Here is a 16,814-nt window from a genome sequence, read left to right as displayed (position 1 = left end):
GTAACGCGCAGTGAGCACGATGCGCTGCGGGACTGTCGTACCCGGTGCAGCGAGCGCTACGACACAGGATGCGCAGGCACTGCTGCAACAGAGCGTATGGTCGACAGCGTGAGAATGACCTTGGAGCCCATCGCCGCTGATGGCAGCCTGAAACTCGCCGCTTACCATCATGGTTGCTTGCTCGTGGCGGACAAGGTCGTGACACGGCATAGCCTGCGCGCTGACGACAGGCGCAACCAGCAGCGCGATCGCGACCAGAAAGGCCAGCAACGCTCTCATCTGTCCTATCGTTTGCAACCTGACGCTCATGCCCGACCCCTGCCTCCTCAAGAAGGCACCCTCCGCACAATTCCACCTTGACCCACATCAATGGCCTCTCTGAGGCGTTCTCTCGTCACGAGAACTTGTCCCTTTGCGAGGCCCTTGGGCCGGGACAGCCGATCCGGCCTTGGCTCACGTCTCATTCGGCGGCGAGCCGGCCGGCGACGGACTTCGAGCTCGCGGAGTCGGACGCCGCAGCAGTCGACGACAGCCCCCACCCCTTGACCAGGCCATAGATGGCCGGGATCACGATCAGTGTCAGCAGGGTCGAGGAGACCATGCCGCCAATCATCGGGACGGCGATCCGCTGCATGATTTCCGAACCCGCTCCCGTGCTCCAAAGGATCGGGATCAGTCCGGCCATGATGGCGACCACGGTCATCATCTTGGGCCGCACGCGCTCGACGGCCCCTTCCATGATGGCATGCTGGAGATCGGCCCGCGTCAGACTTCGGCGCGCCGCCTCAGCGACCGCACGCTGTTCGCTCCAAGCGTGGTCGAGGTAGATCAGCATGATCACACCCGTTTCCGCGGCCACGCCGGCGAGCGCGATGAAGCCGACAGCGACCGCAACCGACATGTTGAAGCCGAGCCACCACATCAGCCAGAGGCCGCCGACCAGCGCGAACGGCAGCGACAGCATCACGATCAGCGTCTCGGTAATCCGGCGGAAGTTCAGATAGAGCAGCAGGAAGATGATCAGCAGCGTGACCGGGACGACGATCTTCAGCCGGGCCTCCGCGCGCTCCAGATATTCGAACTGACCGCTCCACGAGACATAGGTCCCGGCCGGGAACGCGATCTGCGTCGCGACGGCGCGCTGCGCTTCGGCGACATATCCGCCGAGATCGCGGCCGGCGATGTCGACATAGATGTAGATGGCGAGCTGGCCGTTCTCCGTGCGGATCGAGGTCGCCCCGCGGGTGAGCTGCACCTTGGCGACCTCGCCGAGCGGCACGGTCCCGCCGTTCGGCAACGGCACCAGCACATTGCCGGCGATCGAGGACGGGTCGCTGCGGAAGTCGCGCGGATAGCGGATGTTGACGCTGTAGCGCTCGCGCCCCTCTACCGCTGTAGTGACCGCATCGCCGCCGAGCGCCGTTGCGATCACATCCTGCACGTCGCCGATCATGAGCCCGTAGCGCGCGAGTGAACTCCGATCCGGGATGATATCGAGATAATAGCCGCCGATCACCCGCTCGGCATAAGCGCTCGACGTGCCGGGAACCTTCTTGACCACGGTCTCGATCTGCCGCGCCGCGGTCTCCATCTGCGTCAGGTCCGTGCCGAATACCTTGATGCCGACGGGCGTGCGGATCCCTGTCGAGAGCATGTCGATACGGGCCCGGATCGGCATGGTCCAGGCATTGGAGACACCGGGGAACTGGAGCGCGGCGTCCATCTCGGCCTTCAGGCTGTCGATGGTGACGCCCGGCCGCCATTGATCCTTCGGCTTCAGGTTGATGATGGTCTCGAACATCTCGGTCGGCGCCGGATCGGTCGCCGTCAGTGCGCGTCCCGCCTTGCCGTAGACCGTTTCGACCTCGGGGAAGGACTTGATGATGCGGTCCTGGGTCTGGAGAAGCTCCGCGGCCTTGGTGACCGAGATGCCCGGCAATGTCGTGGGCATGTACATTAGCGTGCCCTCGTTCAGATTCGGCATGAACTCGGAGCCGAGCTGCGTGGCGGGCCACCAGGAGGCGCCGAGTGCCGCGAGCGCGACGAGGATCGTCAGCATCTTGGCCTTGAGCACGCCGCGAATGACCGGCCGGTAGATAAAGATCAGGAAGCGGTTGATCGGATTCTTGTGCTCCGGGACGATCCGCCCCCGGACGAAGATCACCATCAGCGCCGGCACCAGCGTCAACGAGAGCAGCGCGGCCGCCGCCATCGAGAAGGTCTTGGTGAAGGCGAGCGGCCCGAACAGGCGGCCCTCCTGCGATTCCAGCGTGAAGATCGGCAGGAACGAGACGGTGATGATCAAAAGGCTGAAAAACAGCGCCGGGCCGACTTCCCTGGCCGCTTCTATCAGAACCTCGACGCGGGGCTTGTCGGGCGGCGCCCGCTCAAGATGCTTGTGAGCGTTTTCGATCATCACGATGGCGGCGTCGATCATGGCGCCGACGGCGATGGCGATGCCGCCAAGGCTCATGATGTTGGAACCGAGGCCGAGCAGTTTCATCGCCACGAAGGCCATCAGCACGCCGACCGGCAACATCAGAATGGCAACCAGCGCGCTTCGGACATGCAGGAGGAACACGATCGACACCAGCGCGACGATGACGCTCTCCTCAATGAGCGTTCCCTTCAGTGTTTCGATGGCCGCGTCGATGAGTTGCGAGCGGTCATAGACCGGGACGATCTCCGTGCCCTTGGGCAGGCTCGGCATGATCTCCGCAAGGCGCGTCTTGACGTTGTCGATGACGTCGAGCGCGTTCGCCCCGAAGCGCTGCAGGACGATGCCGCTCGCGACCTCGCCTTCGCCGTTGAGCTCGGTGATGCCGCGCCGCTCGTCGGGGCCGAGCTCGACATAAGCGACGTCGCGCAGGAGGACAGGCGTGCCGCCGTCATTCTTGAGGACGATCTGCTCGAGATCGCCGACGCCCCTGAGGTAGCCGCGGCCGCGGACCATGAACTCGAACTCGGACAATTCGACGGATCTGCCGCCGGTGTCCATATTGCTCGCCCGGACGGCCTCGCGGATCTTCTGGAGCGGGATGCCGAAGGCGCGCAGGCGCTGCGGGTCGACCACGATATTGTACTGCTTGACGAAGCCGCCGACGCTGGCGACCTCGGCGACGCCTTCCGCCTTGGCGACCCCGTAGCGGATGGTCCAGTCCTGAAGCGAGCGCAGTTCGGCCAGCGTGCGCTCCTTGGCGATGACGGCATATTGGTAGACCCAGCCGACGCCCGTCGCATCCGGGCCGAGGCTGGGCGTCACGCCCTGCGGCAGGCGTTGCGCCGCGGCATTCAAGAATTCCAGGACACGACTGCGCGCCCAATAGGGATCGGTGCCGTCCTGGAAGATCACATAGACGAAGGAGACGCCGAAGAAGGAGAAGCCGCGCACGACTTTCGACTTCGGGACCGTCAGCATCGCCGTCGTCAGCGGATAGGTGACCTGGTCCTCGACGACCTGCGGCCCCTGGCCAGGATATTCGGTATAGACGATGACCTGCACGTCGGAGAGGTCGGGAATGGCGTCGAGCGGCGAGGTCCGAATGGCGTAGACGCCGGCCGAGACGGCGAAGACCGTACCGATCAGGACAAGCATCACATTGCGCGCCGACCAGGCGATGAGGCGACCGATCATTTGGGAACCCCGCCGTTGAGGCCACTCAGTGCCGCCTTGAGGTTGCTTTCGGCATCGATGAGGAAGTTCGCCGCGACGACGACCTTGTCGCCCGCCGTGACGCCGTCCCGGATCTCGACGTAGTCCGCGTCCCGGCGGCCGAGCTTGACCGGGCGAGGCTCGAAGCGGCCCTCGCCCTTGTCGATGATCACGACTTGGCGCATGCCGCTGTCGATCACGGCGCTCGCTGGCACGGTGACGACCGAGGCTGCGGCGCCGGTGGCGATGTCGGCATCGACATACATGTCGGGGCGCAGGATCCCGTCGGGATTGGCGAGTTCGACGCGCACGCGGGTGGTGCGCGTCTCCTTGTTGACCTGCGGATAGATCATCGCGACCTTGCCCGCGAACACCCGGTCGACGAAGCCGCGAGCGCGCACCGAGACGGGCTGCCCGAGCGCGATCATCGGCAGATCGCGCTCGGCGACATCGACCAGCGCCCAGACGATGGATACATCCGCAAGCCGGAACAGGACGTCTCCGGGAGCGGCCTTCATGCCCTCGACGGCATTGCGCTCAAGCACGACACCGTCGCGCGGAGCAGTCCAGGTGACCAAGCGGGGAACCTTGCGCTGGCGTTCTATCTCGGCGATCGCGTCCGCCGGAACACCGAGGTTCTCAAGGCGCAGGCGCGCGCCGCCGGCGAGGGCGTCGCGCCCGGCGCCGTTGAGATCGGTCAGATAGAGCGCACCGGCGGCGGTGACCTCCGGCGAATAGAGGCGCAGGAGGGCCTGGCCTTTTTTCACCCGGTCGCCCGTCGTCACTTCGGACACGTTCTCCACGAAGGCGTCGGAGCGCACAGCGACGACGACGATCCGCCGTTCATCGAGCTGGATCGTTCCGGAGCCGCGGATGGGGACCGAAAGGACGCGCTGCTGCGCGGGCTCGGAGCGCACACCGGTGCGTTGCAGACGACCTGGACTGACCCTGACGGTGCTCCCGTCATCGTCCTCGCCCGCATAGACCGGGATGTAGTCCATCCCCATGGAATCTTTCTTCGGCACCGGCGAGGTGTCGGGCAGGCCCATCGGGTTGCGGTAATAGAGGACGCGCTTGGTTCCTGCCGCTCCCGAGACTGCGGACACGTCTTCCAGCGCATCCTCGAAGCTGACATCCTCGCTGGCATGGACCGGCCGAAAGGCACGCCCATCCGCCGTCTTGCGGGGCTCGGCGGCGTAGAACGGTCTGCCATCGGGGTCGCGATAATAGATCACTGGTCCCGACACCACCTGCGCGGCTCGGGCGGATGGAAGCGGAAACGCCCCGAGTTCCGGCAATCGGAGCTCATGGCGGCCGGCGTAGTATCCCCCGGCCCCCGCCGCCGTCAGGGCGGCGAGGGTGAGGACCACCGAAGCGATCCGGGGTCTCATGGGATGGCCTTGAGAACCAGCTTGCTCTCGACCGTATCGGCCTCGCCCTGCACCTTGGCGCCGAGCGAAAGCTGCCATCCGCCGGCCATGCTGAGATTGGCCTTGAACTGGTAGGTCCCCGGCTCCGCGCCGGGCATCGGCGTCACCTTGGTCGCCATCTCCTGCATGCCCTCGGGGGCCATATCGAGCCGAGTGGCAAAGATGACGGCGTCCGGCACGGGCTTGCCGATCTTCTTGTTGATCAGGCGGACCGCAATGAGGGCGTCGCCCTTCTTGATATCCGTCTGGACGAGCTGGAATTCGTAGTCGCTCGCGGCAGCGAAGGCGGACGTCAGAGGCATGGCCAATGACAGGCCGAGAAGCGCCGCGCCAAGGGCGCGCGCGGAATTGAACGTGGTCATGTGTCGTTCCTGGAGTCTCAGAATGTCAGATCCACCGGAAAGGCGGAGTGGCGCGCGGCAGCACATGGCTGCGCGCAAGACCGCCGGCAGCACCCAGGCTGCCCGACGATCCGCCGGCCCCAAAAAGCCGGCGCTGAGACCTAGATTCGCGGAGGTCGCATCAGCGGCGGAGGCGCCAGGCTGGCGAGCCGGGTGTCGGCCTTCAGGCCGAACAGTTTGCCCGCGTGCATCGGCAACGACCGCACGACGGCTGCCAGTGGTCCGCTTGAGAAGCACTTGGCAAAGCAGAGCGCCATCGACGGGCAGGTCGCCTTGCCGCAATCGGGTGTCTGTTGCTGCTGTTGGGAGGGGCAGCACGGCATGTCGTCGGACATCGCCGCATCCGACATGTCCATGTCCGACATCGCCATATCCGACGGCTCGACCATCGACACAGCCGCCATCATGCCGGCACCCGCAGGTGCAACGACGGGAGCAGCGACCATACCCACGATCGCCAGGATCGAGAGAAGTCGAAAGAGCCGGGACCGGATCATCGCATCCTAAATCTCACAATGGCTTGAGCGGCGAAAGAGCATTGCGTTCACGTTCTCGGCAGATACCGCAGCAATGACGGCCATCGTCAGGTCAAAGTCGCGTGGATAATTGTTTCGTCATCCTGAGCCGTCTAACACGTCGTACTCACGGCTTGGCGTTCAACAGCGGAAGCCTTGCAAGGAATTTTCGTGTGACTGCCGAGCACCAGCGTCGGAGCTTTTTCACATGACGCCAAAATGGTCCTTGCCATGTCACGGCGTCACCCGTATTTTGCGATGCGATATGATGCACTCGCTTCGCTCATTCGTGATTCTTCTGACCGTGCTCGCCTTTTCGGTGACAAGCACGGGTTGGGGCATTGCGAGCAGCTTGATGGTATCGAGCGGCGGGAAAGGGCACCACGCGCCGATCGAAGCCAGCCATTCCAGCGGATCGCATGAGCACGGCGACAGCGACTTGGCCCAGAATTCCGCTTGTCTGGAAGCAGACGGCTCGGCCTGCGCTGCCAAGCATCAGCACGGCGATGAATCCAACTCCTGCTGTGCCATGGCCTGCCACACTGCAATTCCCGCCAGCGGATGCGCTATGGCGATCATCGCTTTTGTGCGGACCATCGATCATCCGTCGCTTGAGGCGGGTGTAAAGGGATCGTCCGCGACGCGCCTCGAGCGCCCGCCGAGATTCGCCGACGTCTGATCGTCGGCCGACTCCCTTCACGACCTCTGATCGCTGACGGACAAGATCCGTCTCCGTTTCCGTCTTCGGGTTTCTGCCGACGGCCTTCGCCGCTGCGTCTCCGCAGCCGCTGAAGATCGCTGTTCGATGCCGCGCGGCCATGCCGCTCAGGCCGACTGGGCCGATTCCGAGGATCTCCATGAAACCTGTCTTGATGACGGCCTTCGCCGTCGTTCTGTCCGCATGTTCCGGACCGCCCGCGATCGAGGTGGGGCCGAGCCCATCCGATGCGAGTTCGAGCGTGAAGCCCTTGCGCTACGCGCCCGTCACCGCGGGAACGGTTGATTACCGTCCGGTCGATCCGAAACCCTGGATCGAGCGCAATGAGCGCGTCGCTCCCAAGACGGGGGGCGAATGATGGCGCTCACAATCGATAGCCAGGCGAAGCCTCTTCCTGCGCCGCCTTGGAAGCGGCTTGTCGCGATCGGCGCCGTCGCCACGACACTGGGTGGCTGCGTAACCTTCACGCCGGACGGCGGCATGAGCCCGGTGTCGGCGGAGGTCTCGGCCGCGATCGGCAAGGACACCGTGAAGATCGCGTCCTCCGCCGAGGCGTCCGCGGTCCAGAGCCGCGTCAAGGCGCTCCTGGCCAAACCCCTGACCGCAGACGGCGCTGTCCAGCTTGCGCTCATCAACAATCGCGGTCTTCAGGCCGAGTACAATGCGCTCGGCATTTCCGAGGCCGCCTTCGTCGAGGCCAGCCTGCCGCCAAATCCGGTCATCGGGGTCGAGCGGCTTTCCACCGGTGCTTCGCTGGATATCGAACGTCGCGTGGTCGCCAACATCCTGGCGCTCTTGACACTTCCGGCCCGCAGCGACATCGCCAGGACGCAGTTCGAAGCCGCCCGGCAGAAGGCAATCGAGGCAACCTTCCGCACTGCGGCGGAGACCCGCCGCGCCTACTACCGCGCTGTGGCGTCGCGGCAGACCGCGTCCTTCCTCGAGCAGGCACGGGTCTCGGCTGATGCAGCCGCCGACCTCACGCGCAAGCTCGGAGAGACAGGCGCCGCGAAGAAGCTCGACCAGGCGCGAGCGAGTTCCTTCTACGCAGAGGTGTCCAACGAGCTTGCCCAGGCTCGATTGAAGGTCGGGACGGACCGCGAGGCCCTGACCCGCATCCTGGGCCTGTGGGGGCCCGACGTCGACTACAGATTGCCGGGTCAGCTCCCGGGCATGCCCCGCATCCAGACCGCACAGCAGGTCGAAGTCGATGCCATTCGAAAGCGCGTCGATCTCATCGCGGCGCGCCTCGAGCTCGATGCCATGGCCAAGACCCTCGGGCTGACCGAGGCGACGCGGTTCATCTCCATGCTCGATGGTGGCTGGCGCGGCAACTACGAGCGATCGACCGTGGACGGCGTACGGGAGAGCTCGTCGCCGCGCGGCTTCGAGCTCGAAATCCAGATCCCGATCTTCGACGGCGGCGAAGTCAACGTGCGCCGATCGCGGGAGACTTACATGCAGGCGGTCAACCGCCTGATGGAAAAAGCCGTGAACGTGCGCTCGGAAGCGCGCGCGGCCTATCTCACCTATCGCGGCAGCTACGACATCGCCCGCCAGTATCAGAACAGCATTCTGCCGCTACGCCGGACGATCAACGAGCAGGCCCTGCTCGAATACAACGGCATGCTGATCGACGTCTTCGAGCTTCTGACGACGGCGCGGGAAAGCATCGCCACCAACGTCGCGGCGATCTCCGCCAAGCGCGACTTCTTCATCGCCACCGTGGACTTCGAGACCGCGATCATCGGCGGAGGCAGTTCAGCCGGCTCGGCTGGCGAAGGCTCCGTCATGGCAGCGGCCGCCGAAGGCGGCGTGAACTGACCCGAGAAAGGAGACCATCATGACGATCTCACGTCGAAATTTCCTCGGCGCCTCCGGTGGCATGGCACTGATCAGCGCAAGCGCCGTCTCAGGCCGCGCCCAGGCGGCCGCGATCCCCGAAGCCGCCACCATGAAAGAGGCGGTCATGCAGCCACCGCTCGTTCCGACGAGCGGTCCGGACTACCAGCCCGTCGTCACGCTCAATGGCTGGACCCTGCCCTGGCGGATGAACGGCGACTGGAAGGAATTCCATCTCGTCGCCGAACCGGTCGTGCGCGAGTTCTCGCCGGGCATGGTCGGCCATCTGTGGGGCTATAACGGCCAGTCGCCCGGACCGACGATCGAGGCGGTCGAGGGCGACAAGGTCCGCATCTTCGTCACCAACAAGCTGCCGGAACACACCACCATCCACTGGCATGGCCAGTTACTGCCGAGCGGCATGGATGGGGTCGGTGGGCTGACCCAACCGCATATCAAGCCGGGCAAGACCTTCGTCTACGAGTTTCAGCTCCAGAAGAGCGGGACCTTCATGTACCACCCTCATGCCGACGAGATGGTCCAGATGGCCATGGGCATGATGGGCTTCTTCGTGGTGCATCCGAAGGATCCCGCATTTCGCCGCGTTGACCGGGACTTCGTGTTCCTGATGGCGGCCTACGACATCGATCCCGGCACCTATGTGCCGAAGGTCGCCGAGATGACCAACTTCAATATGTGGACCTGGAACAGCCGGGTCTTCCCCGGCATCGACCACATCGTTGCCGGCAAGGGCGATAAGGTCCGCATCCGGTTCGGCAATCTCACCATGACGAACCACCCCATCCACATGCACGGCTACGACTTCAAGGTGTCGTGCACTGATGGCGGCTGGGTTCCCGAGGGCGCTGCTTGGCCCGAGGTCACCATCGACTGCGCGGTCGGGCAGATGCGGGCCTTCGATTTCGTCGCCGACAAGCCCGGCGATTGGGCGATCCACTGCCACAAGTCGCATCACACCATGAACGCCATGGGCCACGACGTGCGCAACTTCATCGGCGTCGACAAGAAGGAGTTCGCCAAGAAGGTCCGCAAGCTCGTCCCCGACTACATGCCGATGGGCACGGCCGGCATGGCGGACATGGGCGAGATGGAGATGCCGCTGCCCGACAACACCCTGCCGATGATGACGGGCTTCGCCCAGTTCGGGGCGGTCGAGATGGGCGGCATGTTCTCGGTCGTCAAGGTGCGCGAGGGGCTCGCATCCGGCGATTACAAAGATCCGGGATGGTTCAAGCACCCGGAAGGTACGGTCGCCTTTGAGTGGAAGGGCGAACCGAAAAGAGCCGAACGCGAGCCTCCTGCCGCGTTCGACAAGTCGAGGACCGCCGAGTTCAACGTCGTGAAACCCGGCAAAAAATCCCCCCATGGCAATCATTGAGAAGGATTCCTACGTGCAACCACGATTCCTGATCGCCGCGCTTGCGGCCCTTACCCTGTCGACCGCAGCGCTGGCCGACGCTGGCCATTCCCATGGGGATGACCGCGCGTATGGCGAGCCTGGAGATCCCAAGAAAGCGGCGCGCACCATCCAGATCACCATGCGTGAATCGGACGGGAAGATGGTGTTCATCCCGAACAAGATCGACATCCGCAAGGGAGAGCAGGTCAAGTTCGCCATCCGTAACAATGGTGAGCTCGATCACGAGATCGTCGTCGGCACGCTCGACGAAAACCTCAAGCACATGGCCGAGATGATGAAGAACCCGGACATGGAGCATGACGATCCCAACGCCAAGCGCCTAGCACCGAAGAAGACCGGCGAAATTGTCTGGAAGTTCACCAAGGCCGGGGAGTTCGACTTCTCCTGCCTCATCCCCGGTCACCGGGAATCCGGCATGACCGGCACCATCATCGTCAAGTAGTTGCACTCAACAAAGGAGCATAATTATGCGTAAGCTTATAATGGCAGCGGCGATCTCCGCGTTTTCGACCGCTGCCTTGGCGCAGGCGGCTCCGGTCGATGGACAGATCACCAAGATCGACCAGGCCCAGGGCAAGGTCACGCTCAAGCATGGGCCGATCAAGAACCTCGACATGGACGGCATGACGATGGTGTTCGCCGTCGCCGACCCGGCCATGCTGAAAGCGGTCAAGGTCGGCGACAAGGTGAAGTTCGAGGCGGATCGGGTGAGCGGCCGTCTGACGGTCACCAAGATCGCCAAGGCGAACTAACATCTCGCTATCCCGGGGAGCGCTGCGGCGCTCCCCGTCCACTGGAGGACCACCCGATGAACATGGACCGCAGACGCGTGCTCCTGCTCGCAGGCGCGACGCTGCTCGCGCCAGCGGCTGCCAGTGCCGCCAGCCAACCTTTGGTCACGGTCTACAAGGACCCGTCCTGCAATTGCTGCGGCGCCTGGGCCGAGCACATTGCGAAGGCCGGCTTTTCCACGAAGATCGTCGAGGAGCCAAGGATTAACGCAATCAAAGTTCGCTTTGGGATTCCCTCGGCGCTCTGGTCCTGCCACACGGCCGAGGTCGAAAACTACCTTCTCGAAGGCCATGTTCCAGCCACGGCTTTGATCCGGCTCCTGGCTGCGCGTCCGTCCGTACGCGGCATCGCCGTTGCCGGCATGCCGGTGGGATCGCCAGGCATGGACGTCGCGGGGATGGAACCGGAGACCTACGACGTGATGGCTTTCGGTTCCGAAACGCCAAACCTGTTCATGCGCTTCCGTGGCGCCAGCCCGATTCCGAGCTGAGAGCACAACCATGGACGAACGATCGGTGAGCATTCGGAAGGCAAGCCGGCTAACCAGAACGCTCCTGGTCGCACGCCCTGCAGCAGGCTATTCCGTGGTCCAGCGGCTCTTGCATTGGGGCGTGGTCCTGCTGTGCCTGACCCAGATTCCCACGTCATGGGCCATTGCCCGCACCCACATGACGCATGCCTTCATGCAGCCGGCTCCATTCGACCTCTTCCTGCACCGCGTCCACGCCTGGGGCGGCTGGCTTATTCTGGCCTTCGCAGTAGTCCGTATCGGCCTCAGATATCTTCATGGTGTCCCGCCGCTGCCAGCGGCCTCCTCGCAGATCACGCGTTGGGGGACAGCGGTTAGTCACGCGCTACTGTACGGCCTGCTCTTCGCGCTGCCCATTACCGGCACCGGCGCCATGTATGTGAACAGCGCTGCCTTTGCCCCAATCCATCGGGTTCTCACATGGTCGCTGCTCGCCGTCGCGGTCGTTCACGCCGCCGCGGCACTCTGGCACCATCTCATCCGACGCGACGAGGTTCTTCGTCGAATGATCACCGGGGTTCGAACCGCGAAATGACCACGAATGGGTCAGACGCGGTCCTGACTGGCGTCTTCTAAATCAGGACCGCTCAATACACAGGCCAGCCCCCATGGAGTCGACAATGACACGCGAGTGGAAAATCGGAACAGGCGCAATTCTACTTTCCGCTTGTTTGACACCAGCGTTCGCCGCCGATGATGACAGTCTCGTGCGAATTCTTGCGAAAGCGGATATTGCTCACAATTTTGTGGTGTATTGCGCTCAATATGATCCATCGATCATTGAAAGGACAAGAGGCAGTGTCGGCGATGCGCAACAGCTCATGCTGCACGTTCGAAGTGACGTGATCTCTGGCTTGCCTCAAGCTGAGGCGTTGGAAGTTGTGGTCCGTTCGGCGAATGCAGCGCGCATCGGTGTGTTGCTCGCTATCAGAGAGCGCTACGGACCGACGCAAAGCGAAGAAAGCGCGCGACTTGCTAACTGGTGTGAAAGATCAGCAGCGCCTTCGGTAAAAGAAATCGTCAGTAGTCACGACGATCATCATGATGCGTTTGATGCGGAAATTGCGAGGGCAAAGGAGGACCTGCAGCTCCCTAACAAACATCCTTCCTTCAAGTGAGCCAAATGAATGTAGCCGAAACGCCAGACGTGAAATTTCTCACATCGGCGGCCGCGACTCCTCACTAACGTTTAGCTTTCTGGGTGAGTGCCTCAAAGGAGATCATCGTGAGAATCTACAAACTCTTCGCCTTTGGCGCTTTCGCAATCGTTGCCACAACACCTGTCATGGCGGATTCCTATTCGCCGACGTTGGCAGGAAGGGAACGCGCGCGCCACGAGTTCCGGGATGTCCAGCGTGGGGCTTATCCGAGGGGTCCTGCGCCACAGCTGACCGCACCGGCCCAGCGAAACGTCGTGCCGGCGCCGCTGAAGAGGTTGCTCAGTTCACCGGCCGAAGGCAAGTCCAATATGTGAAAGGCCGATCTCCCTTAGAACGATGTTAAGCCGCACCCATTTCCAGGGCGCGGCTTAACTGCTCCCGATCAATCGCCGGAAAGCTGATCGCCTCTAATTACGAGGCCACGGCCACTTCGGACAATGAAGCCAGACCGCATGAGCTTGGTGAGTTCTTTTGTGACTGCCTCGCGCTGAGAGGAAATACGCAAAGCCAGTTCCTCATGCGTTGGCAGGCAGTCTATCATCAAGGTGCCGTCCGCTCCCGATTTCGCCAACCGCACCAACTCAATCTTCAAGCGGCTGTGCATCGGCAGCGTGACGGTATCGGCGAGGCGCCGGTTCACACGGCACAGCCGCCGGCACATGACGCGCATAACCGCCGTTGAAAAAGCCCCGTGCTCCACAATTGCCCGAAAAAAGCTCGCCCGATCGATGACGAACGTGTTCGAGGTCTCGGATGCCTCGACAACAAGGGGCACAATATTATCCGCAAAAGCGGCTGATTCTCCGATCAGTTCACCGCGCTCAACGTCAGTCACAAAGACGTCGATACCCTGCAGCGTTGGTATCGAAACCCGCAAGCGTCCATCCGCGACGACGTATATCACTGACGCGGTATTGGCCGAGATCTCGAAGCGTTGTGCCTTCGGAATGGTCCGCCTGTGCGCACCGAGCTGAAGGCGGGCGTCGTCCAGAAAGTCGAGGAGGGTGGTGTGACCCGGTGATTCCGAACAAGTGGGGGCTGCAAGAGAAAAGACATTCATGACACTGGCCTTGCAGGCGCGCGCGTCGACAGCGTTTCGCTCCATGCAAGCGAATGCCAGGAGGCGCGGACGCGTTCGCCCAGAGAGTTCGACAGGAGGAGATTTGGAGCGGCCAGTGCTTGTCGCACGGACCGCGTCCGTCGCACCGAAAGACGAATCGACGCTGCGGATGCATCCGCCACGCCAACGGCCCTCAGTGCCGGCTATCAGGTCAGCCGAGGCGGCCGATCCAGCGGGCTAAGCTGGGAACCGTGAACAGAGCTGTGCCCGAGACGGAACGTCAGCCGACGCACGTTCCGCACTGCGGAGATCAGATCCCTGCTAGGCCACAGCACAGCACAGCTCGTGGCGGAACAATCCGAAGGCATCAGCCCAGGATTCATCGCGGAGCCGCACGCTCCATTCTCATCTGGGCACGACAGCGCGTATTCGCGGGACAGTTCCTGTGTGGGGCTCGCGAAAACGCCGGCTCCAACGCCACTATCAAAGGCGCCATGAAACATCCCCGCAGACATTACAAGGACGGCGGTAAGCAACAAAGCAAGGTATCGACGCACTGGTAACGACATCATCAAGGCCGCCCAAGGCAGAAAAAGCCGATCGATTCGACGAAAGGCATAGAAGCCGCTAATCGAGGCGACCGTGTGTCTCTTGTCTGGCAGACCAATCGAGCGTGAACGTGGCAACGACTCGAAGCGGCCGAACCGCCGCTACTTGTCCAGGTTTCTCCTTCCGCGTCGGAATCCCTGGACCAAACAGGTCGGAACTATCAACGCGGATGGACCGCATCGCGCGAGACGACGCGGGTGCCCCCCTCCTCCCGAAGATGAACCCAGATCGATAGAATCTGCCGGCGCGTCCCGCAGAGTGACAAACGCATTTCTCGGGAAGTAAGTATACGTATGTGCATAGGGCGCGAGTATATTTACTGATGATCTCGTATGCTTGCATGTTCCGCGAACATATTCTACAATATACGAAGATTTAACCATCAATTATATTTTCACTTACACCATTTTGTGAAGCCGAATGTGAAATCCTTCACATCGCATCTGCGTCTCTTCCCGCAGTTTCCGGGCATCGCGACAGTGCTTTGAAAAAAGGAAGTTGATATGGCCCTGAGGAAGATCCTGTTCGGTGGCATGGTGGCGCTACTGTCTGCAGCACCTGCTTTCGCTGACTATTATCCGTCTACGCTTTCCCAAAAGGAGCGTGAACGTCACGAGTTTCTCGACGTCCAGAAGGAGGATTTCCCGAGCGGACAGGCGCCCGCGTATATGTCATCCATGCCGCCCGGCGATCCGCAAATGCCGACGATGACGGGTGAGGCCACGATCCCCTCCAAGCCGAGGCTCTAGCAGGCCCCGCATCGCACCACTCGGAAATCGAGCCGCGCCCTTTGTTGGCGCGGCTCAGCACTCCCGCAAAACCTATGAGTGTCGTCCTGGAGCGACGCCGCGGTCGTGTTGCGGCACCTTCGTGCGCTTATCAAAGGATCCTCACGTCACTCTGAATCTTGCTTCCAGCAGATCGACTTCCCTGACCAGCTTGCGCGCCGCCTCGTCTGTGAGGCGCCGGCTGCGAACAATGCGATAGATCTCGTCGCGTTCGGCACGCAAGCCCGCCAGGCGCAGCCTGCGTTCGATCTCGTCGATCTTCCGGGCGAGTTCGCGCTCCTCGCCAGTCTTGGAACGGCCATCGATGCGCTGGCGGTAAAGCTCCATGATCCGCGCTCCGGCATCCACGTAAAGATCGGCGTCGCTGCGTCCCTCGCCCATATCATGCTGGACCCGCTCGACGGCCCGGATCGCCGCCTCCGACGCGGCGATCCGGGCGCGGTCTTCGTCTTCCTGATGCGAAGGCTCCGGCGGCAGTTCCAGCCCCTTGAGAAGATGCGGTAGGCCGATGCTGGCGGCGACGAGCGACAGGATGATCACGCCGGCGGCCAGGAAGATGGCGAGGTCACGCGCCGGAAACGCTGTCCCGTCGGCCATCACCAGCGGCAAGGTCAGAACGCCGGCGAGCGTGATCGTTCCGCGCACGCCTGCAAGCGACATGGCGGCGATCAGACGCCAACTCGGCGTGACAAGGGCTTCACCCCGGCGCGCAGCCCGGAACAAGGTGAAACGCAGCGAGGTCCAAACCCAAAGAAGCCGCAATGCCGCAAGCGCCAGGTTGATGGAGACGACGTAGACGAGGAGCCAGGCCGGCTCGTGATGCCCGGTCTCGTGCACGACCTGCGCCGCCCCGGCCAGGATCTGAGGGAGCTGCTCGCCCAGCAGAACGAAAATGATTCCGTTGGCGGTGAACTGGACCGTGTCCCAGACGGCGCTGCGACGGACACGGGTGACGGCGAGCGCTTGTCCGGTCTGCTCCACATAACTCATGGTGATGCCGGCCGCGACCGCGGCGAGAATCCCCGAACAATGAAGACGCTCGGCCAGAAGATAGGCGGCGAAGGGGATCAGCAGACTGATCAGGATCTGCGAGCCGGTTTCTTCCCCGAATTTGCGCGAGATCCAGTTCTTCGCCTTGGTCGCCGACCAGGTCACTCCCGTGCCGATCGCGATGCCGCCGATCGCAACCCAGAGGAATGTGCCGGCGGCCTCGGCGAGGGAGAATGTACCGGTCAGGGTCGCGGCAACCGCGAAGCGCATGCAGACCAGGCCCGACGCATCGTTGAGCAGCGACTCGCCTTCGAGGATGTGCATCAGCCGCTTGGGAATGGGCACTCTGGCAGCAATGGCCGACACCGCGATCGGATCGGTGGGCGAGACGATGGCCGCCAGCGCGAAAGCAACCGCCAGCGGCATGGCCGGGATCATCCAGTTCACCAGGAAGCCGACGCCGACCACGGTGAACACGACCAGGCCGAAGGCAAGCTCCAGGATCGTGCCCTTGTCCCGGAACACACCCTCCTTGGGGATGCGCCAGCCGTCCAGGAACAGGAGCGGCGGCAGGAACAGCAGGAAGAAAATCTCCGGTTCCAGTTCGACGCCGAGATTGGCCACCGACGCGATGACCACGCCGAGCGCGATCTGAAAAAGGGGAAGCGGTAGGGCGATCGGCGACATGCGCGCGAGCGCACCGCTGATCACAACGGCTAGCAGAAGGATCAAGGCAACTGAGATCGTCTCCACGTCTGCTCCAGTCCCGGTTGCATGGGCGCGGCCTGTCGATAGCCGGCTTCATCCCGCGCTCGGGACCGGACCCATCTCGCCTCCCACGTCGATCGGCCGCGTATGCAGGAGCCCTATGGTGAAGGTTCATGGCG

Annotated in this window: 17 protein-coding genes; 11 read left to right on the top strand and 6 right to left on the bottom strand. The window is 63.0% G+C overall.

Features of this window, described 5'->3' with window-relative positions:
* Positions 1-460: 460 nt before the first annotated feature.
* The 4 genes from V5F68_RS25600 to V5F68_RS25585 form a co-directional block, all read right to left on the bottom strand.
* Positions 461-3,634 (bottom strand): efflux RND transporter permease subunit, encoded by a 3,174-nt coding sequence (locus V5F68_RS25600; protein ID WP_394015550.1) that lies wholly within the window; start codon positions 3,632-3,634, stop codon positions 461-463.
* Positions 3,631-5,043 (bottom strand): efflux RND transporter periplasmic adaptor subunit, encoded by a 1,413-nt coding sequence (locus V5F68_RS25595; protein ID WP_298317529.1) that lies wholly within the window; start codon positions 5,041-5,043, stop codon positions 3,631-3,633. The genes V5F68_RS25600 and V5F68_RS25595 overlap by 4 nt, the downstream gene beginning before the upstream one ends.
* A complete protein-coding gene (locus tag V5F68_RS25590; RefSeq protein WP_298317531.1) occupies positions 5,040-5,444 on the bottom strand; it encodes a FixH family protein in 405 nt (134 codons plus the stop codon). The genes V5F68_RS25595 and V5F68_RS25590 overlap by 4 nt, the downstream gene beginning before the upstream one ends.
* Positions 5,445-5,584: 140 nt before the next feature.
* On the bottom strand, positions 5,585-5,980 hold the full coding sequence (locus V5F68_RS25585; protein ID WP_298317534.1) for a hypothetical protein: 396 nt from the start codon (positions 5,978-5,980) through the stop codon (positions 5,585-5,587).
* A 226-nt stretch (positions 5,981-6,206) separates the two neighbouring features.
* On the opposite strand from V5F68_RS25585, the gene V5F68_RS25580 reads away from it, so the two are divergent.
* From V5F68_RS25580 to V5F68_RS25535, 10 genes are all read left to right on the top strand, one after another.
* Positions 6,207-6,677: a hypothetical protein gene (locus V5F68_RS25580; protein WP_394015551.1), complete on the top strand. Its 471-nt coding sequence runs from the start codon at positions 6,207-6,209 to the stop codon at positions 6,675-6,677.
* Between the two features lie 178 nt (positions 6,678-6,855).
* Entirely contained in the window at positions 6,856-7,074 is a 219-nt protein-coding gene (locus tag V5F68_RS25575) for a hypothetical protein (RefSeq protein ID WP_213375423.1), read from the top strand.
* Positions 7,074-8,540 (top strand): TolC family protein, encoded by a 1,467-nt coding sequence (locus V5F68_RS25570; RefSeq protein ID WP_213375421.1) that lies wholly within the window; start codon positions 7,074-7,076, stop codon positions 8,538-8,540. Before V5F68_RS25575 ends, V5F68_RS25570 begins: the two co-directional genes overlap by 1 nt.
* 19 nt (positions 8,541-8,559) lie before the next feature.
* A complete protein-coding gene (locus V5F68_RS25565) occupies positions 8,560-9,957 on the top strand; it encodes a multicopper oxidase family protein (RefSeq protein WP_394015552.1) in 1,398 nt (465 codons plus the stop codon).
* Complete coding sequence (locus tag V5F68_RS25560; protein ID WP_394015553.1) at positions 9,944-10,441, top strand: cupredoxin domain-containing protein; 498 nt, start codon at positions 9,944-9,946, stop codon at positions 10,439-10,441. Before V5F68_RS25565 ends, V5F68_RS25560 begins: the two co-directional genes overlap by 14 nt.
* A 25-nt stretch (positions 10,442-10,466) precedes the next feature.
* Positions 10,467-10,751 carry a copper-binding protein gene (locus V5F68_RS25555; protein ID WP_213375418.1) on the top strand — a complete coding sequence of 95 codons (285 nt, stop codon included), beginning with the start codon at positions 10,467-10,469 and terminating at the stop codon, positions 10,749-10,751.
* Between the two features lie 56 nt (positions 10,752-10,807).
* Positions 10,808-11,281: a DUF411 domain-containing protein gene (locus V5F68_RS25550; protein WP_394015554.1), complete on the top strand. Its 474-nt coding sequence runs from the start codon at positions 10,808-10,810 to the stop codon at positions 11,279-11,281.
* 10 nt (positions 11,282-11,291) lie between these two features.
* Positions 11,292-11,855 (top strand): cytochrome b, encoded by a 564-nt coding sequence (locus tag V5F68_RS25545; protein ID WP_394015555.1) that lies wholly within the window; start codon positions 11,292-11,294, stop codon positions 11,853-11,855.
* Between the two features lie 85 nt (positions 11,856-11,940).
* Positions 11,941-12,438, top strand: a complete 498-nt coding sequence (locus V5F68_RS25540) for a hypothetical protein (protein WP_394015556.1) — start codon at positions 11,941-11,943, stop codon at positions 12,436-12,438.
* Between the two features lie 107 nt (positions 12,439-12,545).
* A complete protein-coding gene (locus V5F68_RS25535) occupies positions 12,546-12,794 on the top strand; it encodes a hypothetical protein (RefSeq protein WP_394015557.1) in 249 nt (82 codons plus the stop codon).
* A gap of 68 nt (positions 12,795-12,862) precedes the next feature.
* Here the strand turns inward: V5F68_RS25535 and V5F68_RS25530 are convergent, their stop codons facing one another.
* Complete coding sequence (locus V5F68_RS25530; protein ID WP_298314269.1) at positions 12,863-13,540, bottom strand: Crp/Fnr family transcriptional regulator; 678 nt, start codon at positions 13,538-13,540, stop codon at positions 12,863-12,865.
* Positions 13,541-14,652: 1,112 nt separating this feature from the next.
* Here V5F68_RS25530 and V5F68_RS25525 point away from each other — a divergent pair.
* On the top strand, positions 14,653-14,898 hold the full coding sequence (locus tag V5F68_RS25525; protein ID WP_298314267.1) for a hypothetical protein: 246 nt from the start codon (positions 14,653-14,655) through the stop codon (positions 14,896-14,898).
* Positions 14,899-15,039: 141 nt separating this feature from the next.
* Here V5F68_RS25525 and V5F68_RS25520 read toward each other — a convergent pair whose 3' ends face one another.
* Positions 15,040-16,680, bottom strand: a complete 1,641-nt coding sequence (locus V5F68_RS25520; protein ID WP_298314265.1) for a Na+/H+ antiporter — start codon at positions 16,678-16,680, stop codon at positions 15,040-15,042.
* Between the last annotated feature and the right edge of the window lie 134 nt (positions 16,681-16,814).

This window comes from Roseixanthobacter pseudopolyaromaticivorans, from assembly GCF_043195145.2.
Lineage (GTDB): Bacteria > Pseudomonadota > Alphaproteobacteria > Rhizobiales > Xanthobacteraceae > NCEH01.
The sequence above is the reverse complement of the archived record's forward strand: the minus strand, read 5'-3'. Positions and strand labels throughout refer to the sequence as shown.